A 23,640-nucleotide genomic window follows, 5' to 3' on the forward strand; every position below is an offset into this window, starting at 1 on the left:
CATATTACGCCATCCCGCTACAGAGTCAAGCGTTTATTTTCGCTTTTCTCCGCTGACCCGGCGGTTTGTAATCCGTTGTTCCGTGTCAGTGGAGGCGCATTATAGGGAGTTATTTCAGGCTGACAAGTTAAAAATACAAAAAACTTATCAAGCGACTACTTTTCAACCATTACATTGATTTTTGCTTTGTTTTTAAACAAAAACGAGCCCCACAGGGCTCGTTTATTGTCGTTTTGTGACTTACTGCACTGCCACAATGCGATCGTCATTCACTTCCAGCCGAATCGTTTTGCCAGGAATCAGCTCACCAGACAGAATTTGCTGCGCCAGCGGGTTTTCGATCTGTTGCTGGATAGCACGTTTGAGTGGACGTGCGCCATACACCGGATCGTAACCATTCGCACTCAGCAGTTTAAGCGCCTCGTCAGAGATATGGATTTCATAGCCACGCTCTTCCAGACGTTTATACAGACGTTGCAGTTGGATCTGTGCAATAGAAGCAATGTGCTGCTCACCCAACGGATGGAATACAACAACTTCATCTATACGATTGATGAATTCCGGGCGGAAATTATGGCTCACGACGCCCAGGACCATATCCTTCATGTGGCCGTAGTCCAGCTCACCGAAGCGTTCCTGAATCAGATCGGACCCCAGGTTCGAGGTCATGATGACAACCGTATTACGGAAGTCGACCGTTCTCCCCTGCCCGTCAGTCAGACGACCATCGTCAAGCACCTGCAACAGAATATTGAACACATCCGGGTGCGCTTTCTCCACTTCATCCAGCAGGATGACAGAGTAAGGACGACGACGTACCGCTTCTGTCAGATATCCACCTTCCTCATAGCCGACATATCCCGGAGGCGCCCCGACCAGACGAGACACCGAGTGTTTCTCCATAAACTCGGACATATCGATACGCACCATGGCATCATCACTGTCGAACATAAAGTTTGCCAGCGCTTTGCACAGTTCAGTTTTACCGACACCGGTTGGGCCGAGGAACAAGAACGAACCAATCGGGCGATTTGGATCGGACAAGCCAGCACGGCTACGACGGATGGCGTTAGAAACGGCTTCCACCGCTTCGTTCTGGCCAATCACGCGGCTGTGCAACTGCTGCTCCATACGCAACAGTTTTTCCCGTTCGCCTTCCAGCATGCGAGCAACCGGGATCCCGGTCCAGCGCGCCAGCACTTCTGCAATTTCTGCATCCGTGACTTTATTACGCAGCAGACGCATGGTTTTGCCTTCAGACTGGGTGGCTGCTTCCAGCTGTTTTTCCAGTTCAGGAATTTTGCCGTACTGCAGTTCAGACATCCGCGCCAGGTCGCCGACACGACGCGCCTGTTCGATGGCGATTTTCGCCTGCTCCAGCTCAGCCTTGATAGTTTGCGTTCCCGAAAGGGATGCTTTTTCAGCTTTCCACTCTTCTTCTAATTCAGAATACTGGCGCTCTTTATCGTCCAGCTCTTCGTTGAGCATATCGAGACGTTTTTTACTCGCCTCATCAGACTCTTTCATTAATGCCTGCTGTTCCAGTTTGAGCTGGATAATACGGCGGTCGAGTCTGTCGAGTTCCTCCGGCTTGGAGTCAATCTGCATACGAATGCTGGATGCCGCCTCATCGATAAGGTCGATAGCTTTGTCCGGCAACTGACGATCGGCAATATAGCGGTGAGACAGCGTAGCTGCCGCAACAATCGCCGGGTCAGTGATCTGCACATGGTGGTGCAGCTCATAACGTTCTTTCAGGCCACGCAGAATCGCGATGGTGTCTTCTACTGAAGGTTCGGCTACAAATACTTTCTGGAAACGACGTTCCAGTGCCGCATCTTTTTCGATGTACTGGCGATATTCATCAAGCGTTGTTGCGCCTACACAGTGCAGTTCCCCGCGTGCCAGCGCAGGTTTCAGCATGTTCCCGGCGTCCATTGCGCCATCGGCTTTACCCGCCCCAACCATGGTATGCAGCTCATCAATAAACAGGATGACATTGCCTTCCTGTTTCGAGAGATCGTTCAGCACGCCTTTTAAGCGTTCTTCAAACTCACCACGATATTTGGCCCCAGCCACCAGCGCGCCCATATCCAGCGCCAGCACACGGCGACCTTTTAAGCCTTCCGGCACTTCACCATTGATAATTCGTTGGGCCAGCCCTTCAACGATGGCCGTTTTACCAACACCTGGTTCGCCGATTAACACCGGGTTATTTTTAGTACGACGCTGCAGTACCTGAATGGTACGGCGAATTTCTTCATCACGCCCGATAACCGGATCGAGTTTGCCCTGCTCGGCACGTTCGGTCAGGTCGACGGTATATTTTTTCAAGGCCTGACGTTGGTCTTCAGCCCCCTGGTCATTCACGCTTTCACCTCCACGCATTTGTTCAATTGCCTGAGTGATATTCGCGGTCGTCGCACCTGCTGATTTTAGTAAATCGGTCAGCGTACCGCGTGACTCAAGCGCCGCCAGTACGAACAGTTCTGACGAAATAAAGTTGTCCCCACGTTTTTGCGCCAGCTTGTCGCAAAGATTCAGTACACGCACCAGATCCTGAGAAGGCTGCACATCACCGCCGGTACCTTCTACCTGCGGCAACCGGCTCAACGCCTGGTCAATGGCTGTACGTAACTGGCCAGCATTAATGCCAGCAGACGTTAATAAAGGACGTACCGATCCCCCTTCCTGATTCAGCAAGGCGCTCATTAGATGAAGTGGTTCGATGAATTGATTGTCGTGCCCCAATGCGAGTGACTGGGCATCGGCAAGAGCAAGCTGGAATTTATTAGTAAGACGATCCAGACGCATAACTCCTCCCATAACAGGTCAAAATTGCTACTGGAGATTAAATGAGGTCATCCCTCAATTATTCAAGGTGAATGACCTGAATTATGTGAAAAGAAAATTACACGTACCGGATCGTCTTGATTCTTTAGGTTATATCAGCCAAATAAAACTTGCCATACGACCCGTGGTATTGTCGCGACGATAAGAGAAGAACGTCTCACTTTCGCTGAAGGTGCAACGGTCGCCACCGTAGATGTTCTCTACTCCGATATTTGCCAGACACTGACGCGCAAGCTGGTAAATATTCGCCAGATATTTATCACCATGCGGTACAAATGCGAGGTCCGCTTGCGGATCTTTCGCCATGAACGCTGCGCGAACTTCTGCTCCCACTTCAAACGCGTTCGGGCCAATCGCCGGGCCTAGCCAGGCAATAATGTTTTCAGGTTTGTCGGCAAAACACGCCACCGTCTCTTCCAGCACGCCTGCGCATAATCCGCGCCAACCCGCATGTGCCGCCGCGACTTCCGTTCCAGCGCGATTGCAAAACAGCACCGGCAGACAGTCGGCCGTCATCACTGCACACACGGTGCCCGGCGTGTTGCTGTAAGAAGCATCCGCACGTTTGGAGGCGTAAGGCTCGCCGGTCAGTTTCAGGACATCCTTACCGTGGACCTGCTCCAGCCAGACTGGCTTTGACGGCAGATTGCCCGCAGCAAACAGCCGCTTGCGGTTCTCTTCAACATGCTCCGGGTTGTCGCCGCAATGGGCGCCCAGATTCAGCGAATCATAAGGCGGCAAGCTAACACCGCCAATACGGGTAGAACTACACGCCACAACACCTTGCGGTATCGGCCACTGCGGGACAATTAGCTTACTCATAGCCAGGCAATATCATCCTTATGTTCTTCGAAATCAGCGCGCATCACTTCAATCAATTGCACCATATCTTGTGGAATCGGTGCGTGCCATTCCATTTCGATACCTGAAATTGGGTGATATAAACGCAGCATAGTCGCGTGCAGCGCCTGACGATCGAACTTACGCAGAACGGAGATAAATTCGTCAGAAGCGCCTTTCGGTGGACGCGGACGACCGCCGTAGACCTGATCGCCCACCAGCGGATGGGTGATATGCGCCATGTGCACGCGGATCTGGTGCGTACGTCCGGTTTCCAGACGCAGCCGCAGACGCGTGTGCACACGGAAGTGTTCCATAATGCGATAGTGCGTCACCGCCGGTTTCCCCATCGGGTGTACCGCCATGTGCGTACGCTTGGTCGGGTGGCGGCTAATCGGTTCCTCAACGGTTCCGCCTGCCGTCATATGACCAATCGCCACGGCTTCGTACTCACGGGTAATTTCACGCAGCTGCAGCGACTCCACCAGACGCGTTTGCGCCGGAACGGTTTTTGCCACCACCATTAATCCGGTCGTGTCTTTATCCAGACGGTGCACGATACCAGCACGTGGAACATCCGCGATTGGCGGGTAGTAATGCAGTAATGCATTCAATACCGTGCCATCAGGATTACCGGCCCCCGGATGCACTACGAGGTCACGGGGTTTGTTGATGACAAGAATATCGTCATCTTCATAAACGATATCCAGTGGGATATCCTGAGGTTCAAAACGAACCTCTTCATCAATTTCTGCAGTGATGGAGACGCGCTCTCCACCCAACACTTTTTCTTTCGGTTTATCGCAAAGATTGCCATTTACCAGTACGCGCTGGTCAAGGATCCATTCTTTTATGCGCGATCGCGAATAATCAGGGAACAATTCGGCCAAAGCCTGATCTAAGCGTTGACCGAGCTGATTTTCGGAGACTGTTGCGGTGAGTTCTACTCGTTGTGCCATAAACTGCTTCTTCGTTTAACGTTGGGTTTTACGGCTTTGCCGTTTAATATAGTGTGCTATTGTAGCTGGTCTTAACCGGGAGCAGGAACAGAGAATCTCCCGTAAAACATTTTGAGGAAAGTCAAAACGTCATGACGCGCATGAAATATCTGGTGGCAGCAGCCACGTTGAGCCTGTTTTTGGCGGGTTGCTCTGGTTCAAAGGAAGAGGTGCCCGATAATCCGCCAAATGAAATCTACGCGACTGCTCAGCAAAAGCTGCAGGACGGTAACTGGAAACAGGCAATAACGCAATTAGAAGCGTTGGATAACCGTTATCCATTTGGACCGTATTCTCAGCAGGTGCAATTAGATCTCATCTACGCCTACTACAAAAACGCCGATCTGCCACTTGCTCAGGCTGCCATCGATCGTTTTATTCGTCTTAACCCGACACACCCTAACATTGATTATGTCATGTATATGCGTGGCCTGACCAATATGGCGTTGGATGATAGCGCACTGCAAGGATTCTTTGGTGTTGATCGCAGCGATCGCGATCCGCAACATGCCCGAGCTGCGTTTAATGACTTTTCCAAACTGGTACGTGGCTATCCGAACAGCCAGTACACCACTGACGCCACCAAACGTCTGGTATTCCTGAAAGACCGTCTGGCGAAGTATGAATATTCCGTTGTGGAATACTACACTGCCCGCGGTGCATGGGTTGCCGTGGTAAACCGTGTAGAAGGCATGCTGCGCGACTTCCCGGATACTCAGGCAACACGCAATGCCCTGCCGTTGATGGAAAATGCTTATCGCCAGATGCAGATGAATGCGCAGGCAGAAAAAGTAGCGAAAATCATTGCCGCCAACAGCAGCAATACCTGATTTATCTCAGAATGCAAACGGCAGCCCAAAGGCTGCCGTTTTTTTATCCGTAAACACCACAACTGAAGCGGTTTAGCCGCAACGCATCTCATCAAATATGGCCTGCTTTCAGGTATTCCTCAAGTAAAAAATCGCTTGTTCCTGCGGTGCCTCACAAAAAGGTTTTCTTGACAAAAAGCGACAAAAAAATGTGATTAATATCACACATTTTGACATTGGGAACGGTATGCTGGAATCACCAAGACGGGAAAGACAAGAGGTAAAATTTATGACAATGAACATTACCAGTAAACAAATGGAAATTACTCCGGCAATTCGCCAGCATGTCGCAGACCGTCTCGCCAAACTCGAAAAATGGCAAACTCATCTGATTAATCCACATATCATTCTGTCTAAGGAGCCGCAGGGTTTCATTGCTGATGCCACCATCAATACACCGAACGGACATCTGGTCGCCAGCGCAAAACACGAGGATATGTACACCGCAATTAACGATTTGATCAACAAGCTGGAACGGCAGCTCAATAAAGTGCAGCACAAAGGCGAAGCCCGTCGTGCAACAACTTCAGTCAAAGACGCCAACTTCGTCGAAGCAGAAGAAGAGTAGTCCCTTACATTGAGTGTATCGCCAACGCGCCTCCGGGCGCGTTTTTTGTTGACAGGGTGAAAACAGTACGGGTACTTTACTGACGTAGCCAAAGGAAAATTACATGAAACTTGTCCCGTTCTTCTTCGCATTCTTTTTTACCTTCCCCTGAATGGGAGGCGTTTCGTCGTGTGATAAAGAATGCGAAGACGAACAATAAGGCCTCCCACAACGGGGGGCCTTTTTTATTGATAACAAGAAAGGCAACACTATGACATCGGAAAACCCATTGCTGGCGCTGCGCGATAAGATCAGCACGCTGGATGAAAAATTACTGGCCCTGCTGGCTGAGCGACGTGGACTGGCCGTAGAAGTTGGCAAAGCTAAGCTGCTTTCACATCGTCCAGTTCGTGATATCGACCGTGAGCGCGATCTGTTGGACCGACTGATTCAGCTTGGCAAAGCACATCATCTTGATGCTCACTACATCACTCGCCTGTTCCAGCTCATAATCGAAGACTCCGTCCTGACTCAGCAGGCACTGCTCCAGCAGCATCTGAACAAAATTAACCCACACTCAGCACGCGTTGCTTTCCTTGGGCCAAAAGGGTCATATTCTCATCTTGCCGCACGTCAGTATGCTGCCCGCCATTTTGAACAATTTATAGAAAGCGGCTGCGCGAAATTTGCCGATATCTTTAATCAGGTCGAAACCGGACAAGCTGACTACGCAGTGGTTCCGATTGAAAACACCAGTTCCGGTGGGATTAACGACGTTTACGACCTGCTACAGCACACCAGCCTGTCTATCGTTGGCGAGATGACTATCACGATTGACCACTGCCTACTGGTGTCCGGCACGACAGATCTCGAGACCATTGAAACGGTATATAGCCATCCGCAGCCATTCCAGCAGTGCAGCAAATTCCTGAGTCGTTACCCGCACTGGAAGATTGAGTACACCGAAAGCACCTCGGCGGCGATGGAAAAAGTTGCGCAGGCTAACTCACCGCGCGTGGCGGCTCTGGGGAGCGAAGCCGGAGGCGTACTATACGGTTTGCAGGTTCTCGAGCATATCGAAGCTAATCAGACGCAAAACATCACCCGCTTCGTGGTACTGGCGCGCAAGGCAATCAATGTTTCCGATCAGGTGCCAGCAAAAACCACGTTGCTGATGGCGACAGGACAACAAGCCGGTGCGCTGGTAGAAGCTCTGCTGGTACTGCGCAACCATAATCTGATTATGACTAAACTGGAGTCACGCCCGATTCACGGCAATCCGTGGGAAGAAATGTTTTATCTTGATATCCAGGCCAACCTGGAATCACCTCAGATGCAAAAAGCATTGAAGGAGTTAGGTGAGATTACGCGCTCGATGAAAGTACTTGGCTGCTATCCAAGTGAGAATGTGGTGCCGGTCAATCCAGGCTAACGTTTGACAATGCCGGATGGCGCTACGCTTATCCGGCATTCTTTAGCCGATCCTTGTATGACTGATACAACGCATCAGCGTTGCCATCAAGCATCGTATTTATTGGCGACTATCGTTAGCCTGGCGCAACAAAGTACGGCTTTCGTTCTGGAAGCGTTTCGCATAATCACCAAACCAGTGCTCCACCTTACGGAAGCTGTCGATGAACGCTTGCTTATCGCCCTGCTCCAGTAAACCGATCGCCTCACCAAAACGTTGGTAGTAGCGTTTGATCAGCGCAAGGTTACTCTCAGACGACATAATGATATCGGCATAGAGCTGAGGATCCTGGGCAAACAGACGTCCGACCATCGCCAGTTCAAGGCGATAAATCGGCGAAGAGAGTGCCAGTAACTGCTCCAGTTGAACATTCTCTTCCGCTAAATGCAGACCGTAAGCAAAGGTCGCAAAGTGACGCAATGCCTGAATAAATGCCATGTTCTGGTCGTGTTCAACAGCACTGATCCGATGCAGTCGCGCACCCCACACCTGAATCTGTTCCAGAAACCACTGATAAGCTTCCGGCTGACGTCCGTCACACCAGACGACAACCTGCTTTGCCAGACTGCCGCTGTCCGGGCCAAACATGGGGTGTAATCCCACCACCGGGCCGTCGTGCGCCGCCAGCATCGCCTGCAAAGGACCATTTTTCACCGAAGCCAGATCCACCAGGATGCAGTCGGACGGCAGACGCGGTAATTTGGCGATCACCTGCTCAGTGACGTGGATCGGCACACTGACGATCACCATGCCAGCATCAGAGACGATCTCCGGCGCACGATCCCAATCCTGCTGTTCCAGGATCCGTACCTGATAACCTGACAGGGTGAGCATTTTTTCGAACAGACGTCCCATCTGACCGCCGCCGCCAACAATCACCACCGGTCGCAGAGAAGGACAAAGCGTTTTAAATCCTTTGTCGTTCTCACTGGAGTAAGACTCGCGCATAACCCGGCGCAGCACATCTTCAATCAGGTCCGGCGGCACGCCAAGGGCTTCCGCTTCCGCCCGGCGGGAGGCCAGCATAGAGGCTTCCCGTTCCGGCACGTAGATAGGCAGCCCAAAGCGGCTTTTTACTTCACCGACTTCGGCCACCAGCTCCAGGCGACGTGCCAGTAAACCCAGCAGCGCCTTGTCGACTTCATCAATTTGATCGCGTAATGCGGTCAATTCAGCAACCATAACCAACCTCTTATGCTACACGCGCCGACAGCTGGCCGTTTAAATCCTGGCTAATTTCACGCAGTAGCGCATCCGTCATTTCCCAGCTAATGCAGGCATCAGTTACAGACACGCCGTATTTCATTTCGCTACGCGGCTGTTCAGAAGACTGGTTGCCTTCGTGAATATTACTTTCAATCATCAAGCCAATGATCGAGCGATTGCCATCTTTGATTTGTGCAATCACGGATTCAGCCACGGCAGGCTGGCGGCGGTAATCTTTATTGGAGTTACCATGACTGCAATCTACCATCAGAGAAGGTCGTAGTCCCGCCTGCTCCATCTCTTTTTCGCACTGGACGACATCTGCCGGGCTGTAGTTCGGCGCTTTACCACCGCGCAGGATCACGTGACCGTCCGGGTTACCCTGAGTTTGCAGCAGTGCAACCTGTCCGGCCTGGTTAATACCAACAAAGCGGTGCGACTGTGCCGCCGCGCGCATCGCGTTAATGGCGGTCGCCAGGCTACCGTCAGTACCGTTCTTAAAGCCGACCGGCATCGAAAGACCGGAAGCCATTTCGCGGTGAGTCTGCGATTCCGTGGTACGCGCACCGATTGCAGACCAGCTAAACAGATCGCCCAGGTATTGCGGGCTATTGGGATCCAGCGCTTCAGTTGCCAGCGGAAGTCCCATATTCACCAGTTCAAGCAGCAGCTGACGCGCAATTTTCAGGCCGGCTTCAACATCAAAAGAGCCATCCATATGAGGATCGTTAATTAACCCTTTCCAGCCGACGGTGGTACGGGGTTTTTCAAAATAGACGCGCATCACCAGGTAGAGGCTATCGCTGACCTCTGCGGCAAGGGCTTTAAACCGACGAGCGTACTCAATAGCCATTTCAGGATCGTGAATGGAACACGGGCCACATACCACCAGCAGGCGCGGATCGCGACCAGAGATAATATCTGAAATGGTTTTGCGTGACTGGGAGATTTGCGCTTCTTGCGCCTGGCTCAGCGGGAATTCAGCTTTCAGCTGCTCCGGAGTCATCAGAACCTGTTCGTCGGTAATATGTACGTTGTTCAGCGCGTCTTTTTGCATGATGGTGATCCTGTTTAGCTCGTTTGCGATAGTTGATCCTCAGCGAGGAGGTGATAACGATAACACAATAGGTAAAGATTTCAATCCACAAACCGTAAATTTTAATTTACAGCATGCAATTTAATGACAAAACACGCCCTCCATTATGTACATTAAAATTTACACCTCCCGATATTGAGATCCACTATGCTTAAAAAAACGAGGGAGTACAGGCAATGAAGCAACTCATCAGCACCCTATTTCTATTACTTCTTAGCGGATGTCAGATAGATCCTTATACCCACGCCCCCACATGGACGGGAACCGCCTGGTACGACGCCGGAATACAAGATGCCATTTCGGGGTATGCCGTTAAAGATAATGAAACTCTTGCCGACAACTACAATGACCCCGAAGTCGATCGTACGGAATATCTTAAGGGTTATGCCGAGGGACAACGTAAAATCTGCCAGCCGGATTTTGTTTACGCCAGAGGTTTGACCGGGAAAACCTTTCCCCCAAGTTGTGATACGGTCGAAAATATTGACCAGTTACACAGTGCCTGGCAAAAAGGAGCAAATGAAGGTGCTGCCTCAATAAGATTAAATTAAACAATAGCTTATATTTTATAAATCACTAAGACTTAACTTAAATTACTAATAGCTTTCAACCTGGCATAATGACGGCTTAGGAAAATAATGTTATTTTGTCCTAAATAATCTTGAATGTATTTCGACGTTTTACGGCAAACGCTGGTAGGTAACTATTCATGAGCTATTCTTACCGACTCATACTTCTACTGGCACTGCTCCTGACCGGATTACCGCTGTACGCCCAAAGCGTTACGGAAGAAGCAAAATCTGTACGCGCTATGGTTTCCGGCATCGTCAGTTATACGCGCTGGCCTGCACTGTCCGGGCCCCCCAAACTGTGTATTTTCTCTTCATCGCGTTTTTCCAGTGTCCTGGGAGATACCAGTGCCGGAGCATTACCCTATCTTCCCGTCATCATTCGTACGGAACAAGAAATATTAGTTTCGCAGTGTGATGGCTTTTATTTTGGAAAAGAATCCCCTACTTATCAGGTGGAATTAAAGAATAAATATCCGTCTAAGGCATTGCTATTAATTGCCGAACAGAACCCCGAATGCGTTATTGGCAGCGCCTTTTGCCTCATAATTAAAGATGAAGATGTGAGATTTTCCGTAAATATGGATTCCCTTTCACGCAGTGGCGTAAGGGTCAGTCCGGACGTATTAATGCTTGCACGGAATCAGAAGCATGGATAAGGGCCATTCTCCCATAACACGCCCGACGTTTAAGCGGACATTACGGCGTATCAGCATAATCAGCGTTCTGGTAACTATGACGCTGATCTGGCTGCTGCTCAGCATTTCTTCGGTGCTGGCATTGAGACAGTATGCGCAAAAGAACCTGGATCTGACCGCTGCAACCATGACCCGCACGCTTGAAGCAGCATTAGTTTTTTCTGATGGCGTCGCAGCAACTGAAACGCTGGCAGCACTGGGTCAGCAGGGGCAATTTTCCGTTGCAGAAGTTCGTAATAAAAACCAGAAGGTGATCGCCACCTGGCGCTATAACGCGCAGGATACCACTGAAAAAATCAGCGGACTTATCAGCCACTGGCTGTTCCCCCAACCGGTCACTCAACCTATTTTGCATAATGGCAACGTCATCGGCGAAGTACGATTGACTGCGCGCGATAGTGTTATCAGCCATTTCATCTATTTGTCGCTGGCCGTCCTTACCGGGTGCATTCTGTTGGCCTCTGGCATTGCATTAATGCTCACTCGTTATTTACATAATGGCGTCGTGGAAGCCCTGCAAAATATAACCGAGGTGGTACATGATGTTCGTACCAACCGTAACTTTTCACGGCGCGTTTCAGAAGAGCGCATTGAAGAGTTTCACCTTTTTGCCCAGGATTTTAATAGTCTGCTGGACGAGATGGAGGAGTGGCAACTTAAACTGCAGGCAAAGAACGCCCAGCTTTTGCGTACGGCGCTACACGATCCGCTGACCGGACTGGCGAATCGCGCCGCATTTCGCAGCAGCATTAACGCCCTGATGAATGACCATGCCGCCCACAGCAGCTCCGCACTGTTATTCCTTGATGGTGATAATTTTAAATTTATTAATGATACCTGGGGCCACGCAGCGGGGGATCGGGTCCTGATTGAAGTTGCAAACAGGCTGGCCGAGTTTGGTGGTAATCGACATCACCCCTACAGACTTGGCGGCGATGAGTTCGCTATGGTGCTGTACAGCGTTCACTCTGAATACGAAGTTCAGCGGATCTGCGCGGCACTGTCACACGAGTTTAACCGACCTTTTGACCTGCATAACGGTCATCAGGCAAGCATGACACTCAGCATTGGTTTTGCGCTGACGTGGGAACATGCCTCTGCCGAGAAATTACAAGAACTTGCCGATAAAAATATGTATCAGGCCAAAAATTTGCGTTCTGAACGCATTATTAAAAAATAAGGACTTACACATGCTAAAACGTCTATCATCCCCGTTTCTTCTGCTTTTACTGATTTTGGCAGGCTGTCAGGCACCTCAGGGAAAATTTACCCCAGAGCAAATTGCAGCCATGAAATCGTACGGATTTACCGAAGCTTCCGGAGACTGGTCTCTTGGTCTGTCTGACAACATCCTGTTTGACAAAAACGACTATAAGCTGCGCCCTGAAAGTGAAAAGCAGATCCAGGAAATGGCATCCAAACTGGCAGCTACCGGGTTAAACCATGCGCGTATGGATGGTCATACCGATAACTACGGCGAAGACAGCTACAACGAAGCGCTGTCGCTCAAACGCGCGAATGTGGTTGCCGATGCGTGGGCACAGGGCGCCAACATTCCCCGCACTAATCTGACAACGCAGGGACTCGGGAAGAAATACCCGATCGCCAGTAATCAGACGTCAAAAGGTCGTGCTGAAAACCGCCGGGTTGCAGTCGTGATCGCTACGCCGTAAAAGTCCTCAACTGGCTGCGCGCCGCGCAGCCATCCAATTGCAATAAAACAAAAGAGTAAGGTCGGAATAAAAAAAGGGCCAGCCTTTCGGCCAGCCCTTTTCTAACAGGATGTCGCTTGCGCGAATCTTAGTTAAGACGCTCTTTGATACGAGCAGACTTACCAGTGCGCTCACGCAGGTAGTACAGTTTAGCTTTACGAACAGCACCACGACGTTTAACAGCAATGCTGTCAACTACCGGAGAGTGAGTCTGGAAGACACGCTCAACGCCTTCGCCGTTGGAAATTTTACGAACAGTGAATGCAGAGTGCAGACCGCGGTTACGAATAGCGATAACCACGCCCTCGAATGCCTGCAGACGTTTTTTGGAACCTTCAACAACCCATACTTTCACTTCCACGGTATCACCCGGACGGAAGGAAGGTACGTCCTGCTTCATCTGCTCTTGTTCAAGTTGCTTAATAATGTTGCTCATAATTTAATCTCTTATCCTGGGTAAACTGATATTTGGGGGTCTCAGACCAGCCCATCATGTTTATGCTGCTGTTGTGCGTGTTCCGTTTTGAACTCCGCCAGCAACCTTGCTTGCTCTTCAGTCAGAGCCAGGTTTTCCAGAAGTTCAGGTCTTCTAAGCCAGGTCCGGCCCAGCGACTGTTTTAAACGCCAGCGACGTATCTCAGCGTGGTTCCCCGACAGTAACACTGCCGGTACTTCCATCTGTTCTAACACTTCAGGTCGGGTATAGTGCGGACAATCCAGCAACCCATCAGCAAACGAATCTTCGATTGCCGAAGCTTCATGACCCAGAACTCCCGGAATAAACCGAGAAACGGAGTCGATCAGCGTCATTGCCGGTAACTCACCACCGCTGAGAACGTAATCGCCGATTGACCATTCTTCGTCAATTTCGGTTTGAATCACGCGCTCATCTATTCCTTCATAGCGACCACACACCAGAATCAGCTTTTGATTCGTGGCCAGTTCGCTAACGCCCGCTTGATCAAGCTTGCGCCCCTGAGGTGACAGATAAATCACCTTTGCGCCTTCACCAGCCGCAGCTTTTGCTGCATGAATGGCGTCCCGTAAAGGTTGCACCATCATTAACATCCCCGGTCCGCCGCCGTAAGGACGATCGTCCACGGTACGGTGCCGGTCATGAGTAAAGTCACGAGGACTCCAGCTCTGGATGTTCAGCAGGCCATTTTTTACTGCCCGGCCAGTTACCCCGTAATCGGTAATTGCGCGGAACATTTCTGGAAACAGGCTAACGATACCTATAAACACAAGCCAATCCCCATAACGCCGACTTTTACCGTTTATCCGGTGGTTTAAAAACCAGGATCCCAATCTACTTCGATAGTACGAGTAGCGAGATCGACTTTCTTGATAACCTGCCCATCGAGGAACGGTACAAGACGTTCCTTGATACCAAACGCATCTTTCAGGTTTGCCTTAATGACAATGACGTCATTCGAACCGGTTTCCATCATATCGACGACTTTACCGAGATCGTAACCTTCAGTGGTCACTACCTGGCAGCCCATAAGGTCTTTCCAGTAGTAGGAACCATCTTCCAGCGCTGGCAACTGCGAGGAATCCACGACAATTTCGCAATTAGTCAGTAGATTCGCCGAATCACGATCGTCAACGCCTTTCAGCTTGATGATCAGATCCTGATTGTGGTGCTTCCAGCTTTCCAGCTGTACTTGCTGCCACTGACCCGCCTTCTGGATAAACCAGGGCTGATAGTCAAAAATGCTTTCGGCGTCTTCAGTGGAAGAAAACACTCTGAGCCAACCACGGATACCGTAAGAAGACCCCATTTTCCCCAAAATGATGGGTTCCACAGGAGCCTGCGCGGCGAGTTGCTTGCTCATCATGACCACCGTGACAGATTAAGCTGCTTTGTTTGCTGCTTTGATCAGCGTAGCTACGCGATCAGAAATAGTCGCGCCCTGGCCAACCCAGTGAGCGATGCGATCCAGATCCAGGCGAGTGCCTTCTTCTTTTTCGCTAGCGATTGGGTTAAAGAAGCCAACGCGCTCGATGAAGCGACCGTTGCGTGCATTACGGCTGTCGGTAACAACAACCTGGTAGAACGGACGCTTTTTAGCGCCGTGACGAGCTAAACGAATAGTAACCATAACATCCTCTTGTGTGAATAAAACACCCAGGCCCCATCGAGGAACGGAGCCCGGGTGTCATATTAAAAGCCCGAAAATTTTACTGATTTCTGGGAAAAAAGCAATCAACATGTGATGAGGCTTTATACCAGGGCGTTACCATTGCAGCCAGTTTGGCGTCGGCGTGCGCGCAGAAAGCAGAACGTACATGCAGTACGTGAGCATTTCGAGCTCACCCCGACGTCAAAAAGGCAAATTAGGTAGCCCGATATATTTATCTACCAGGGAAGCCTGGCGGCATCATACCCTTCATGCCACGCATCATCTTCGCCATACCGCCTTTCTTCATTTTCTTCATCATGCGCTGCATGTCGTCGAACTGTTTCAGAAGGCGGTTTACGTCCTGTACCTGCATACCGCAGCCGGCAGCAATACGGCGTTTACGGGAACCTTTGATGATTTCCGGCTTAGCGCGTTCTTTCATCGTCATCGAGTTGATGATGGCTTCCATACGCACCAGCACTTTATCGTCCATCTGCGATTTCACGTTGTCTGGGATCTGCCCCATGCCCGGCAGCTTGCCCATCAGGCTTGCCATACCGCCCATGTTTTTCATCTGGTTGAGCTGCTCAAGGAAATCGTTGAGATCGAAGCCGTCGCCTTTTTTCAGCTTGCTGGCTAATTTCTCTGCCTGCGCGCGGTCGACCTTGCTTTCGATATCTTCGATCAGCGACAGCACGTCACCCATGCCGAGAATACGCGAAGCAATACGATCCGGGTGGAACGGCTCCAGCGCTTCGGTTTTCTCGCCAACGCCGAGGAATTTAATCGGCTTGCCGGTGATATGACGAATAGAGAGCGCCGCACCACCACGAGCATCACCATCAACTTTGGTCAGCACGACACCGGTTAACGGCAGCGCTTCGTTGAAGGCTTTTGCGGTATTCGCGGCATCCTGACCGGTCATGGCGTCGACCACAAACAGCGTTTCAACCGGCTTGATAGAAGCGTGGACCTGTTTGATTTCGTCCATCATCGCTTCATCAACGTGCAGGCGACCGGCGGTATCCACCAGCAGCACGTCGTAGAATTTGAGTTTGGCTTCTTTCAGCGCGGCGTTAACGATATCGACCGGCTTCTGGCCGACATCCGACGGGAAGAAGTCCACACCGACCTGCTCGGCCAGCGTTTCCAGCTGTTTTATCGCCGCCGGGCGATAAACGTCCGCGGAGACCACCAGCACTTTCTTCTTGTGCTTCTCACGCAGGAATTTCCCCAGCTTACCGACGCTGGTCGTTTTACCCGCCCCCTGCAGACCAGCCATCAGCACAACGGCTGGCGGCTGTGCTGCCAGATTCAGGGTCTGGTTTTCTTCGCCCATTGCCGCAACCAGTTCGTTACGGACAATCTTGACGAACTCCTGACCCGGCGTCAGGCTTTTGTTAACTTCATGACCAACCGCTTTCTCTTTTACGCGATTGATAAACTCACGCACTACCGGCAGCGCTACGTCAGCCTCCAGCAGCGCCATGCGCACTTCGCGCAGCGTCTCTTTAACGTTGTCTTCAGTAAGGCGTCCACGGCCACTGATATTGCGCAGCGTGCGCGACAAACGATCGGTTAAATTATCAAACATTGTCTCTCGCCTGGGGTGGAAACGGTCGGTCGCGACAGCGACACATCAACAGAAATTTGTCGCAGTATAACATGAAGCCGCCTTTGTTGTTATGCAACGGTTGGAGCAGCGGTCACGTAACGCTATACTGCTTTTCTTTATCACTGGCCAACTGTCGACACCTATATGCCCGTTTTTGCTCTGCTTGCCCTTGTCGCCTACTCAGTCAGCCTTGCGCTGATTATTCCCGCTCTGCTGCAAAAAAACAGCGGCTGGCGGCGTATGGCTATTCTCTCTGCGGTCGTCGCGCTGGTAAGTCATGCTATCGCCCTGGAAGCGCGAATTCTGCCCGGCGGTGAAAGCGGACAAAACCTGAGTCTGTTGAACGTCGGCTCGCTGGTTAGCCTGATGATCTGTACGGTAATGACTATTGTCGCTTCCCGCAATCGTGGCTGGCTATTGCTGCCCATTGTCTACGCCTTTGCGCTGATCAACCTGGCCTTCGCCACGTTTATGCCGAACGAGTTCATCACCCATCTCGAAGCTACGCCGGGCATGATGATTCACATCGGGCTATCGCTATTCGCTTACGCCACGCTGATTATCGCCGCACTCTATGCGCTGCAACTGGCATGGATCGACTACCAGTTGAAAAACAAAAAACTGGCCTTCAGCAATGAGATGCCGCCGCTAATGAGTATTGAGCGGAAAATGTTTCATATCACCCAAATTGGCGTGGTTCTGCTGACGCTCACCCTGTGCACTGGCCTGTTTTACATGCATAACCTGTTCAGTACCGAGAACATTGATAAAGCCGTTCTCTCTATCGTGGCATGGTTTGTCTATATCGTTCTGTTGTGGGGGCATTACCATGAAGGCTGGCGCGGACGTCGCGTCGTATGGTTTAACGTCGCAGGCGCAGGCATTCTAACGCTGGCCTATTTCGGCAGTCGTATCCTGCAGCAGTTCGTGAGTTAAATCTTTAAGGAACCCTACGTGGAACACATCTCCACCACCACGCTCATTATCACGCTTCTCATCATGGTGGTCATTTCCGCCTATTTTTCCGGTTCTGAAACCGGAATGATGACCCTGAATCGCTATCGTCTACGTCATCGGGCCAAGCAGGGAAATCGTCAGGCAAAACGCGTTGAAAAGCTACTTCGTAAGCCGGACCGCCTGATAAGCCTGGTGCTCATCGGTAATAATCTGGTGAATATTCTGGCCTCCGCGCTCGGCACCATTGTCGGTATGCGCCTGTATGGCGATGCGGGTGTCGCTATTGCCACTGGGGTACTGACGTTTGTCGTGCTGGTTTTTGCCGAAGTACTGCCCAAAACTATTGCCGCGCTGTATCCAGAAAAAGTTGCCTATCCGAGCAGTGTACTGCTGGCTCCACTGCAGATTCTGATGATGCCGTTGGTGTGGCTACTCAACACCATCACGCGGCTACTTATGCGCATGATGGGCATCAAAACGGATATCGTGGTGAGCGGTTCGCTGAGTAAAGATGAACTGCGAACGCTGGTGAATGAATCGCGCTCGCAAATTTCACGCCGTAACCAGGATATGCTGCTGTCAGTGCTGGATCTGGAAAAAGTCAGCGTCGATGACATCATGATCCCGCGTAACGAAATCATCGGCATTGATATTAACGATGACTGGAAGTCAATCGTGCGTCAGCTTTCGCACTCTCCACATGGCCGTATTGTGCTGTACCGCGACTCGCTGGACGACGCCATCAGTATGCTGCGCGTACGTGAAGCCTGGCGATTGATGGCAGAGAAAAAAGAGTTCACCAAAGAGACCATGTTACGTGCCGCCGACGAAATTTATTACGTCCCGGAAGGTACGCCTCTCAGCACCCAGCTCATTAAGTTTCAGCGAAACAAGAAGAAAGTGGGTCTGGTTGTTAATGAATATGGCGATATTCAGGGGCTGGTCACGGTCGAAGATATTCTGGAAGAGATTGTCGGCGACTTCACCACTTCAATGTCACCCACGCTTGCCGAAGAGGTAACGCCGCAGAATGATGGCTCGGTGATCATTGACGGCAGCGCCAACGTTCGTGAAATCAATAAGGCGTTTAACTGGCACCTGCCGGAAGATGACGCACGTACCGTGAATGGTATTATTCTTGAAGCGCTGGAAGAGATCCCGGTTGCTGGCACGCGTGTGCGTATTGGACAGTACGATATCGATATTCTCGACGTGCAGGACAATATGATTAAACAGGTGCAGGTATTGCCGGTCAAACCGCTACGGGAAAGCGTGTCGGACCAGTGAGAGTAATTCAGGCCGGGTAGCGCGTGAGCATTACCCGGCCTGAAGGCTGATTAGCCTTTGGCTTTCGCCACAGAGACCATCGCGGCGCGGATGGTACGTCCGTTCAGGGTATAGCCTTTTTGCATTACCATCAGCACATTACCGGCAGCAACGTCGTCAGACTCTACCATTGCAATTGCCTGGTGCACGTTCGGGTCCATCGGCACATCGATATCCGCAACCACCTGTACACCAAACTTCGCCACGACATCCAGCATTGACTTACGGGTCAGCTCAATACCTTCAACCATCGCCGCCATAGCGTCATTATCTTTATCCGCAACTTCCAGCGCGCGGTCCAGGCTATCCAGCACCGGCAGCAGTTCGTTGACGAATTTTTCCAGCGCAAACTTATGCGCTTTTTCTACGTCCAGTTCGGTACGACGACGCAGGTTTTCCATTTCCGCTTTGATACGCAACACGCTGTCGCGCTCGCGAGTTTCGGCCTCAGCAAGCTGAGCTTCCAGATTCGCAATTTTTTCATCGCGCGGATCCACCTGCTCAGCAGAAGCGTCTGATTCAACCGCCTCAACTTCTTCGTGCTGATCCATGATAATTTCTTCCGGGGCTTGCCCCTCAGGCGTTTTCTGTTCTTTACTACTCATGAATTTCTCCGCGTTTTTTTCGCATTCATCTCGCTAACTTGGCTTATTATGGGGATCAGATTCAGGGATTCAAGGGAAGTACTCACATTGTCACTAATCTTCGTTACAAGGACCTCGAGAAAATGAACAAACATTTCAAGTGTATTGGCATTGTGGGGCATCCACGTCACCCCACTGCACTGACCACACATGAAATGCTCTACCGTTGGCTGTGCACCAAAGGTTATGAGGTTATCGTTGAGCAACAAATCGCTCACGAGCTGCAGCTGAAAAATGTGAAAACCGGTACGCTCGCAGAAATTGGCCAACAGGCAGACCTCGCCGTGGTAGTCGGCGGCGACGGCAATATGCTGGGCGCCGCTCGCACCCTGGCACGTTATGACATCAAGGTTATTGGCATTAACCGCGGCAACCTCGGTTTTTTGACCGACCTTGACCCAGACAATGCCCAGCAACAGTTAGCTGACGTGCTGGAAGGCCACTACATCAGCGAAAAGCGCTTTTTACTCGAAGCTCAGGTGTGTCAACAGGATTGCCAGAAGCGCATTAGCACTGCCATCAATGAAGTTGTGCTGCACCCCGGGAAAGTGGCGCACATGATTGAATTTGAAGTCTATATCGATGAAATTTTTGCCTTCTCCCAACGTTCAGATGGGCTGATTATCTCGACGCCGACCGGCTCTACCGCCTACTCGCTCTCTGCCGGAGGCCCAATTCTGACGCCTTCTCTGGATGCCATTACGCTGGTACCCATGTTTCCGCATACGCTTTCCGCGCGACCGCTGGTGATCAACAGTAGCAGCACCATTCGCCTGCGCTTTTCCCATCGCCGTAACGATCTGGAGATCAGCTGTGACAGCCAAATCGCCCTACCTATACAGGAAGGTGAAGACGTATTGATTCGCCGCTGTGATTATCATCTGAACCTGATACATCCAAAAGATTACAGCTATTTCAACACATTAAGCACTAAGCTTGGTTGGTCAAAAAAATTATTCTAATTTAACGCCAACCTCTTTACTGTATAAAAAACCAGTTTATACTGTATGAAATCACAGTTATGGTTTTTCATACAGGAAAACAGCTATGTTGGCACAACTGACCATCAGCAATTTTGCTATCGTTCGTGAACTTGAGATCGATTTCCAGAACGGAATGACCGTTATCACCGGTGAGACCGGTGCGGGTAAGTCCATTGCCATTGATGCTCTCGGTTTGTGTCTGGGCGGACGCGCAGACGCAGACATGGTGCGTGCAGGCGCCATGCGAGCCGACCTCTGCGCCCGTTTTGCCTTAAAAGATACCCCCGCAGCCCTGCGCTGGCTGGAAGAGAACCAGCTTGAGGAAGGCCGTGAGTGTTTGCTGCGTCGCGTTATCAGCAGCGATGGCCGCTCCCGTGGGTTTATTAACGGAACCGCCGTTCCGTTATCGCAGTTGCGCGAGCTGGGCCAGTTACTTATTCAAATCCATGGCCAGCATGCGCATCAGCTCCTGACAAAATCAGAAAACCAAAAATCCCTGCTTGATGGTTACGCCAATGAAGCGTCTCTGACCCAGGAAATGGCTGCGCGCTACCAACTATGGCACCAAAGTTGCCGTGACCTGGCGCATCATCAGCAACAAAGCCTGGAACGCGCAGCCCGGGCGGAATTGTTGCAATACCAGTTAAAGGAACTGAACGAATTCAATCCGCAGCCGGGTGAGTTTGAGCAAATTGATGAAGAGTACAAGCGCCTGGCTAACAGTGGGCAATTACTCACCACCAGCCAACAGGCGCTGGCTATCCTGGCAGATGGTGAAGACATCAATCTGCAAAGCCAACTGTACACCGCAAAACACCTGGTCACTGAACTGGCAGGCATGGACGGCAAACTTTCAGGTATTCTGGATATGCTGGAAGAGGCCACCATCCAGCTCAGCGAAGCCAGCGACGAGCTGCGCCACTATTGCGATCGTCTGGATTTAGACCCTAACCGCTTGTTCGAGCTCGAACAGCGTATCTCCAGGCAAATCTCGTTGGCGCGTAAGCATCATGTTGCCCCTGAAGTGCTGCCACAGTTCTATCAGTCGTTGCTGGATGAACAACAGCAACTGGACGATCAGGCCGACTCGCTCGAAACCTTAACCCTGGCGGTGAACAATCACCACCAGCAGGCGCTGGAAACGGCAAAAATGCTGCACCAACAGCGTCAGCATTATGCGCAGGAACTGGGGCAACTTATTACAGAGAGCATGCATGCTCTCTCGATGCCGCACGGTGTCTTTTGCATTGATGTGAAATTTGAGGAGCATCATCTGAGCGCAGACGGTGCCGATCGCGTGGAGTTTAAAGTAACCACTAACCCAGGTCAGCCGTTACAACCAATTGCGAAAGTCGCTTCCGGCGGGGAACTGTCACGTATTGCGCTGGCTATTCAGGTCATTACAGCACGTAAGATGGAAACGCCTGCGCTAATTTTCGATGAGGTGGATGTTGGTATCAGCGGCCCGACGGCTGCGGTAGTGGGTAAAATGTTGCGACAGTTGGGCGAGTCAACGCAGGTAATGTGTGTTACTCACCTGCCGCAGGTTGCGGGCTGTGGTCATCAACATTTCTATGTCAGCAAAGAAACAGATGGCGCGATGACGGAAACACACATGCAGCCGCTTGATAAACGCGCGCGCCTGCAGGAATTAGCCCGTCTACTTGGCGGTAGCGAAGTGACGCGCAATACCCTCGCAAATGCAAAAGAACTGCTGGCGGCATAAACTTTTTTACCTTGTGAAGGTCTGAGTTCAACATAAAATCGCCGACCGACCCGACAGCAAAAGGTTTTAAAGTGGTGAAAGGTCTATTATCATCGGCATATTACATATGAGCCGCGTACTGCTCGGGCCCGAAAAGGAATCAAATCACTATGCGCTGTAAAACGCTGACTGCTGCTGCAGCAGTACTACTGATGTTGACTGCAGGCTGTTCCACTCTGGAGCGAGTGGTTTACCGCCCTGACATCAACCAGGGAAATTATCTGACACCTACCGATGTCGCTAAAGTGCGCACGGGTATGACGCAACAGCAGGTTGCTTATGCTCTGGGTACCCCAATGATGTCCGATCCTTTTGGCACTAATACCTGGTTTTATGTGTTCCGTCAGCAACCTGGACATGAAGGCGTAACCCAGCAAACGCTGACGCTGACCTTTAACAGCAGCGGCGTATTGACCAACATTGATAACAAACCCGCTTTGACCGATAACAAGTAGGTTTGAGAGATCAAAAAAAGGTGCTCAATGAGCACCTTTTTTATTGTCTGTTACTTTTTAGCGGATTTCTCTGCTCGCTGTCTGCGCAGCTCTTTTGGGTCAGCAATCAGTGGCCGGTAAATTTCCACCCGATCGCCGTCATGCAGAACATCAGCAAGCTTTACCGGACGGCTGTAGATACCCACTTTATTTTTACTGAGATCGATATCGGTACGTAATTCCAGCAGCCCGGAAGCGCGGATAGCCTCTTCCACCGTTGCGCCCTGCTGCAGCGTTACGCGCTGTAAATACTGTTTCTCGGGTAGCGCGTACGCCACTTCAACGACAATTTTAGCCGACGCTGACACTGTAAACCTCTTTCGCGCGAACCGTGAAGGCCTGCACCATATTTGAAGCCAGTTCTTTAAAGATACGGCCAAACGCCAGCTCGATTAACTTATTGGTGAACTCAAAATCGAGGTGAAATTCAATACGACACGCTTCATGACTCAGTGGCGTAAACTTCCAGCCGCCAATCAGCTTCTTGAACGGCCCATCGACCAGATGCATCAGAATGCTCTGATTACTGGTCAGTTGATTGCGCGTGGTGAACGTTTTACTGATCCCTGCTTTCGAGACATCCACAGCGGCCGTCATTTGTCCCGGAGTCGACTCCAGTACGCGGCTACCGGTGCAACCCGGCAAAAACTGAGGATAGGACTTAACGTCATTCACTAGCTGATACATCTGTTCCGCACTGTAGGGTACTAAAGCGGTCCGGCTAATCTGAGGCATAACAATTCCCATCAATATCAATCACACAAATAATACCATTTATCACCCGCTAAAAAAAACGCTATAGCCTAACTCGTGCTAAGATAGCGCCTTGCGCCCCGCTGGATGAAATGGGGTGTTTTTCGATTCCAGATTA

General features: G+C 50.9%; 26 protein-coding genes and 1 other annotated feature. Of the genes, 13 read left to right on the plus strand and 13 right to left on the minus strand.

Features of this window, described 5'->3' with window-relative positions:
* Positions 1-240: 240 nt before the first annotated feature.
* The 3 genes from clpB to rluD all read right to left on the minus strand — a co-directional run bounded on the left by clpB (position 241) and on the right by rluD (position 4,652).
* The gene (gene clpB, locus BZK42_RS24890) at positions 241-2,814 is read right to left on the minus strand and encodes an ATP-dependent chaperone ClpB (RefSeq protein WP_016154061.1); all 2,574 of its coding nucleotides are present in this window, start codon (positions 2,812-2,814) and stop codon (positions 241-243) included.
* Positions 2,815-2,943: 129 nt separating this feature from the next.
* On the minus strand, positions 2,944-3,675 hold the full coding sequence (gene yfiH / locus BZK42_RS24895) for a purine nucleoside phosphorylase YfiH (protein WP_080860762.1): 732 nt from the start codon (positions 3,673-3,675) through the stop codon (positions 2,944-2,946).
* Entirely contained in the window at positions 3,672-4,652 is a 981-nt protein-coding gene (gene rluD, locus BZK42_RS24900) for a 23S rRNA pseudouridine(1911/1915/1917) synthase RluD (protein WP_016154063.1), read from the minus strand. Before rluD ends, yfiH begins: the two co-directional genes overlap by 4 nt.
* 131 nt (positions 4,653-4,783) lie before the next feature.
* Here rluD and bamD point away from each other — a divergent pair, with 131 nt between their 5' ends.
* The 4 genes from bamD to pheA all read left to right on the plus strand — a co-directional run bounded on the left by bamD (position 4,784) and on the right by pheA (position 7,539).
* On the plus strand, positions 4,784-5,521 hold the full coding sequence (gene bamD, locus BZK42_RS24905; RefSeq protein ID WP_016154064.1) for an outer membrane protein assembly factor BamD: 738 nt from the start codon (positions 4,784-4,786) through the stop codon (positions 5,519-5,521).
* 268 nt (positions 5,522-5,789) lie between these two features.
* On the plus strand, positions 5,790-6,128 hold the full coding sequence (gene raiA, locus BZK42_RS24910; protein WP_003031244.1) for a ribosome-associated translation inhibitor RaiA: 339 nt from the start codon (positions 5,790-5,792) through the stop codon (positions 6,126-6,128).
* Positions 6,129-6,230: 102 nt separating this feature from the next.
* Positions 6,231-6,356: a sequence feature (Phe leader region), on the plus strand.
* Positions 6,232-6,279, plus strand: coding sequence for a pheA operon leader peptide PheL (gene pheL, locus BZK42_RS28550; RefSeq protein ID WP_100250063.1), 48 nt, complete (start codon positions 6,232-6,234; stop codon positions 6,277-6,279). (Overlaps the previous feature by 48 nt.)
* A gap of 22 nt (positions 6,357-6,378) precedes the next feature.
* Positions 6,379-7,539 (plus strand): bifunctional chorismate mutase/prephenate dehydratase, encoded by a 1,161-nt coding sequence (gene pheA, locus BZK42_RS24915; protein ID WP_080860763.1) that lies wholly within the window; start codon positions 6,379-6,381, stop codon positions 7,537-7,539.
* A 99-nt stretch (positions 7,540-7,638) separates the two neighbouring features.
* Here pheA and tyrA read toward each other — a convergent pair whose 3' ends face one another.
* Positions 7,639-8,760 carry a bifunctional chorismate mutase/prephenate dehydrogenase gene (gene tyrA, locus BZK42_RS24920; RefSeq protein WP_016154066.1) on the minus strand — a complete coding sequence of 374 codons (1,122 nt, stop codon included), beginning with the start codon at positions 8,758-8,760 and terminating at the stop codon, positions 7,639-7,641.
* Between the two features lie 10 nt (positions 8,761-8,770).
* Positions 8,771-9,841 carry a 3-deoxy-7-phosphoheptulonate synthase AroF gene (gene aroF / locus BZK42_RS24925; protein ID WP_046275987.1) on the minus strand — a complete coding sequence of 357 codons (1,071 nt, stop codon included), beginning with the start codon at positions 9,839-9,841 and terminating at the stop codon, positions 8,771-8,773.
* Positions 9,842-10,056: 215 nt separating this feature from the next.
* Here aroF and BZK42_RS24930 point away from each other — a divergent pair, with 215 nt between their 5' ends.
* The 4 genes from BZK42_RS24930 (at position 10,057) to BZK42_RS24945 (ending at position 12,820) form a co-directional block, all read left to right on the plus strand.
* Positions 10,057-10,431 carry a DUF2799 domain-containing protein gene (locus BZK42_RS24930; protein ID WP_016154068.1) on the plus strand — a complete coding sequence of 125 codons (375 nt, stop codon included), beginning with the start codon at positions 10,057-10,059 and terminating at the stop codon, positions 10,429-10,431.
* A 158-nt stretch (positions 10,432-10,589) separates the two neighbouring features.
* Positions 10,590-11,108, plus strand: a complete 519-nt coding sequence (gene yfiR / locus BZK42_RS24935; protein ID WP_016157185.1) for a regulatory sequestration protein YfiR — start codon at positions 10,590-10,592, stop codon at positions 11,106-11,108.
* Positions 11,101-12,327, plus strand: a complete 1,227-nt coding sequence (gene dgcN / locus BZK42_RS24940) for a diguanylate cyclase DgcN/YfiN (protein WP_016157186.1) — start codon at positions 11,101-11,103, stop codon at positions 12,325-12,327. Before yfiR ends, dgcN begins: the two co-directional genes overlap by 8 nt.
* 10 nt (positions 12,328-12,337) lie before the next feature.
* The gene (locus BZK42_RS24945; protein ID WP_016154071.1) at positions 12,338-12,820 is read left to right on the plus strand and encodes an OmpA family protein; all 483 of its coding nucleotides are present in this window, start codon (positions 12,338-12,340) and stop codon (positions 12,818-12,820) included.
* A gap of 127 nt (positions 12,821-12,947) precedes the next feature.
* Here the strand turns inward: BZK42_RS24945 and rplS are convergent, their stop codons facing one another.
* The 5 genes from rplS to ffh form a co-directional block, all read right to left on the minus strand.
* Complete coding sequence (gene rplS / locus BZK42_RS24950; RefSeq protein ID WP_002914145.1) at positions 12,948-13,295, minus strand: 50S ribosomal protein L19; 348 nt, start codon at positions 13,293-13,295, stop codon at positions 12,948-12,950.
* 41 nt (positions 13,296-13,336) lie between these two features.
* Positions 13,337-14,104 (minus strand): tRNA (guanosine(37)-N1)-methyltransferase TrmD, encoded by a 768-nt coding sequence (gene trmD / locus BZK42_RS24955; RefSeq protein WP_016157187.1) that lies wholly within the window; start codon positions 14,102-14,104, stop codon positions 13,337-13,339.
* 44 nt (positions 14,105-14,148) lie between these two features.
* The gene (gene rimM, locus BZK42_RS24960) at positions 14,149-14,697 is read right to left on the minus strand and encodes a ribosome maturation factor RimM (RefSeq protein WP_080860764.1); all 549 of its coding nucleotides are present in this window, start codon (positions 14,695-14,697) and stop codon (positions 14,149-14,151) included.
* An 18-nt stretch (positions 14,698-14,715) separates the two neighbouring features.
* A complete protein-coding gene (gene rpsP / locus BZK42_RS24965) occupies positions 14,716-14,964 on the minus strand; it encodes a 30S ribosomal protein S16 (RefSeq protein ID WP_003031228.1) in 249 nt (82 codons plus the stop codon).
* A 253-nt stretch (positions 14,965-15,217) separates the two neighbouring features.
* The gene (ffh, locus tag BZK42_RS24970; RefSeq protein ID WP_003031226.1) at positions 15,218-16,579 is read right to left on the minus strand and encodes a signal recognition particle protein; all 1,362 of its coding nucleotides are present in this window, start codon (positions 16,577-16,579) and stop codon (positions 15,218-15,220) included.
* A gap of 165 nt (positions 16,580-16,744) precedes the next feature.
* Between ffh and BZK42_RS24975 the strand changes: the two genes are divergently transcribed.
* Entirely contained in the window at positions 16,745-17,536 is a 792-nt protein-coding gene (locus BZK42_RS24975) for a cytochrome C assembly family protein (protein ID WP_003031224.1), read from the plus strand.
* Between the two features lie 18 nt (positions 17,537-17,554).
* Positions 17,555-18,844: an HlyC/CorC family transporter gene (locus BZK42_RS24980; protein WP_008785520.1), complete on the plus strand. Its 1,290-nt coding sequence runs from the start codon at positions 17,555-17,557 to the stop codon at positions 18,842-18,844.
* 50 nt (positions 18,845-18,894) lie between these two features.
* Here the strand turns inward: BZK42_RS24980 and grpE are convergent, their stop codons facing one another.
* Entirely contained in the window at positions 18,895-19,488 is a 594-nt protein-coding gene (gene grpE, locus BZK42_RS24985) for a nucleotide exchange factor GrpE (protein ID WP_003031221.1), read from the minus strand.
* A gap of 122 nt (positions 19,489-19,610) precedes the next feature.
* On the opposite strand from grpE, the gene nadK reads away from it, so the two are divergent.
* The 3 genes from nadK to bamE all read left to right on the plus strand — a co-directional run bounded on the left by nadK (position 19,611) and on the right by bamE (position 22,730).
* Complete coding sequence (nadK, locus tag BZK42_RS24995) at positions 19,611-20,489, plus strand: NAD(+) kinase (RefSeq protein ID WP_016154073.1); 879 nt, start codon at positions 19,611-19,613, stop codon at positions 20,487-20,489.
* An 85-nt stretch (positions 20,490-20,574) separates the two neighbouring features.
* Positions 20,575-22,236 (plus strand): DNA repair protein RecN, encoded by a 1,662-nt coding sequence (gene recN / locus BZK42_RS25000; protein ID WP_080860766.1) that lies wholly within the window; start codon positions 20,575-20,577, stop codon positions 22,234-22,236.
* A gap of 149 nt (positions 22,237-22,385) precedes the next feature.
* Entirely contained in the window at positions 22,386-22,730 is a 345-nt protein-coding gene (bamE, locus tag BZK42_RS25005; RefSeq protein ID WP_003826401.1) for an outer membrane protein assembly factor BamE, read from the plus strand.
* A gap of 50 nt (positions 22,731-22,780) precedes the next feature.
* Here bamE and BZK42_RS25010 read toward each other — a convergent pair whose 3' ends face one another.
* Complete coding sequence (locus BZK42_RS25010; protein ID WP_003839823.1) at positions 22,781-23,077, minus strand: RnfH family protein; 297 nt, start codon at positions 23,075-23,077, stop codon at positions 22,781-22,783.
* Entirely contained in the window at positions 23,061-23,504 is a 444-nt protein-coding gene (gene ratA, locus BZK42_RS25015) for a type II toxin-antitoxin system toxin RatA (protein WP_003031213.1), read from the minus strand. Before ratA ends, BZK42_RS25010 begins: the two co-directional genes overlap by 17 nt.
* Between the last annotated feature and the right edge of the window lie 136 nt (positions 23,505-23,640).

Origin of the sequence: Citrobacter braakii (genome assembly GCF_002075345.1) — a bacterium.
GTDB classification, from domain to species: domain Bacteria; phylum Pseudomonadota; class Gammaproteobacteria; order Enterobacterales; family Enterobacteriaceae; genus Citrobacter; species Citrobacter braakii.

Excerpts from the sequence above, each read along its gene's own strand:
- BZK42_RS24975 (WP_003031224.1), top strand. The coding sequence starts at position 16,745 with ATGCCCGTTTTTGCTCTGCTTGCCCTTGTCGCCTACTCAGTCAGCCTT.
- BZK42_RS24930 (WP_016154068.1), top strand. The coding sequence starts at position 10,057 with ATGAAGCAACTCATCAGCACCCTATTTCTATTACTTCTTAGCGGATGT.
- pheA (WP_080860763.1), top strand. The coding sequence starts at position 6,379 with ATGACATCGGAAAACCCATTGCTGGCGCTGCGCGATAAGATCAGCACG.
- clpB (WP_016154061.1), bottom strand. The coding sequence starts at position 2,814 with ATGCGTCTGGATCGTCTTACTAATAAATTCCAGCTTGCTCTTGCCGAT.
- ffh (WP_003031226.1), bottom strand. The coding sequence starts at position 16,579 with ATGTTTGATAATTTAACCGATCGTTTGTCGCGCACGCTGCGCAATATC.
- rluD (WP_016154063.1), bottom strand. The coding sequence starts at position 4,652 with ATGGCACAACGAGTAGAACTCACCGCAACAGTCTCCGAAAATCAGCTC.
- tyrA (WP_016154066.1), bottom strand. The coding sequence starts at position 8,760 with ATGGTTGCTGAATTGACCGCATTACGCGATCAAATTGATGAAGTCGAC.
- aroF (WP_046275987.1), bottom strand. The coding sequence starts at position 9,841 with ATGCAAAAAGACGCGCTGAACAACGTACATATTACCGACGAACAGGTT.
- yfiR (WP_016157185.1), top strand. The coding sequence starts at position 10,590 with ATGAGCTATTCTTACCGACTCATACTTCTACTGGCACTGCTCCTGACC.
- nadK (WP_016154073.1), top strand. The coding sequence starts at position 19,611 with ATGAACAAACATTTCAAGTGTATTGGCATTGTGGGGCATCCACGTCAC.
- raiA (WP_003031244.1), top strand. The coding sequence starts at position 5,790 with ATGACAATGAACATTACCAGTAAACAAATGGAAATTACTCCGGCAATT.
- rpsP (WP_003031228.1), bottom strand. The coding sequence starts at position 14,964 with ATGGTTACTATTCGTTTAGCTCGTCACGGCGCTAAAAAGCGTCCGTTC.
- BZK42_RS24945 (WP_016154071.1), top strand. The coding sequence starts at position 12,338 with ATGCTAAAACGTCTATCATCCCCGTTTCTTCTGCTTTTACTGATTTTG.
- ratA (WP_003031213.1), bottom strand. The coding sequence starts at position 23,504 with ATGCCTCAGATTAGCCGGACCGCTTTAGTACCCTACAGTGCGGAACAG.
- dgcN (WP_016157186.1), top strand. The coding sequence starts at position 11,101 with ATGGATAAGGGCCATTCTCCCATAACACGCCCGACGTTTAAGCGGACA.
- bamE (WP_003826401.1), top strand. The coding sequence starts at position 22,386 with ATGCGCTGTAAAACGCTGACTGCTGCTGCAGCAGTACTACTGATGTTG.
- bamD (WP_016154064.1), top strand. The coding sequence starts at position 4,784 with ATGACGCGCATGAAATATCTGGTGGCAGCAGCCACGTTGAGCCTGTTT.
- recN (WP_080860766.1), top strand. The coding sequence starts at position 20,575 with ATGTTGGCACAACTGACCATCAGCAATTTTGCTATCGTTCGTGAACTT.
- grpE (WP_003031221.1), bottom strand. The coding sequence starts at position 19,488 with ATGAGTAGTAAAGAACAGAAAACGCCTGAGGGGCAAGCCCCGGAAGAA.
- rimM (WP_080860764.1), bottom strand. The coding sequence starts at position 14,697 with ATGAGCAAGCAACTCGCCGCGCAGGCTCCTGTGGAACCCATCATTTTG.
- yfiH (WP_080860762.1), bottom strand. The coding sequence starts at position 3,675 with ATGAGTAAGCTAATTGTCCCGCAGTGGCCGATACCGCAAGGTGTTGTG.
- rplS (WP_002914145.1), bottom strand. The coding sequence starts at position 13,295 with ATGAGCAACATTATTAAGCAACTTGAACAAGAGCAGATGAAGCAGGAC.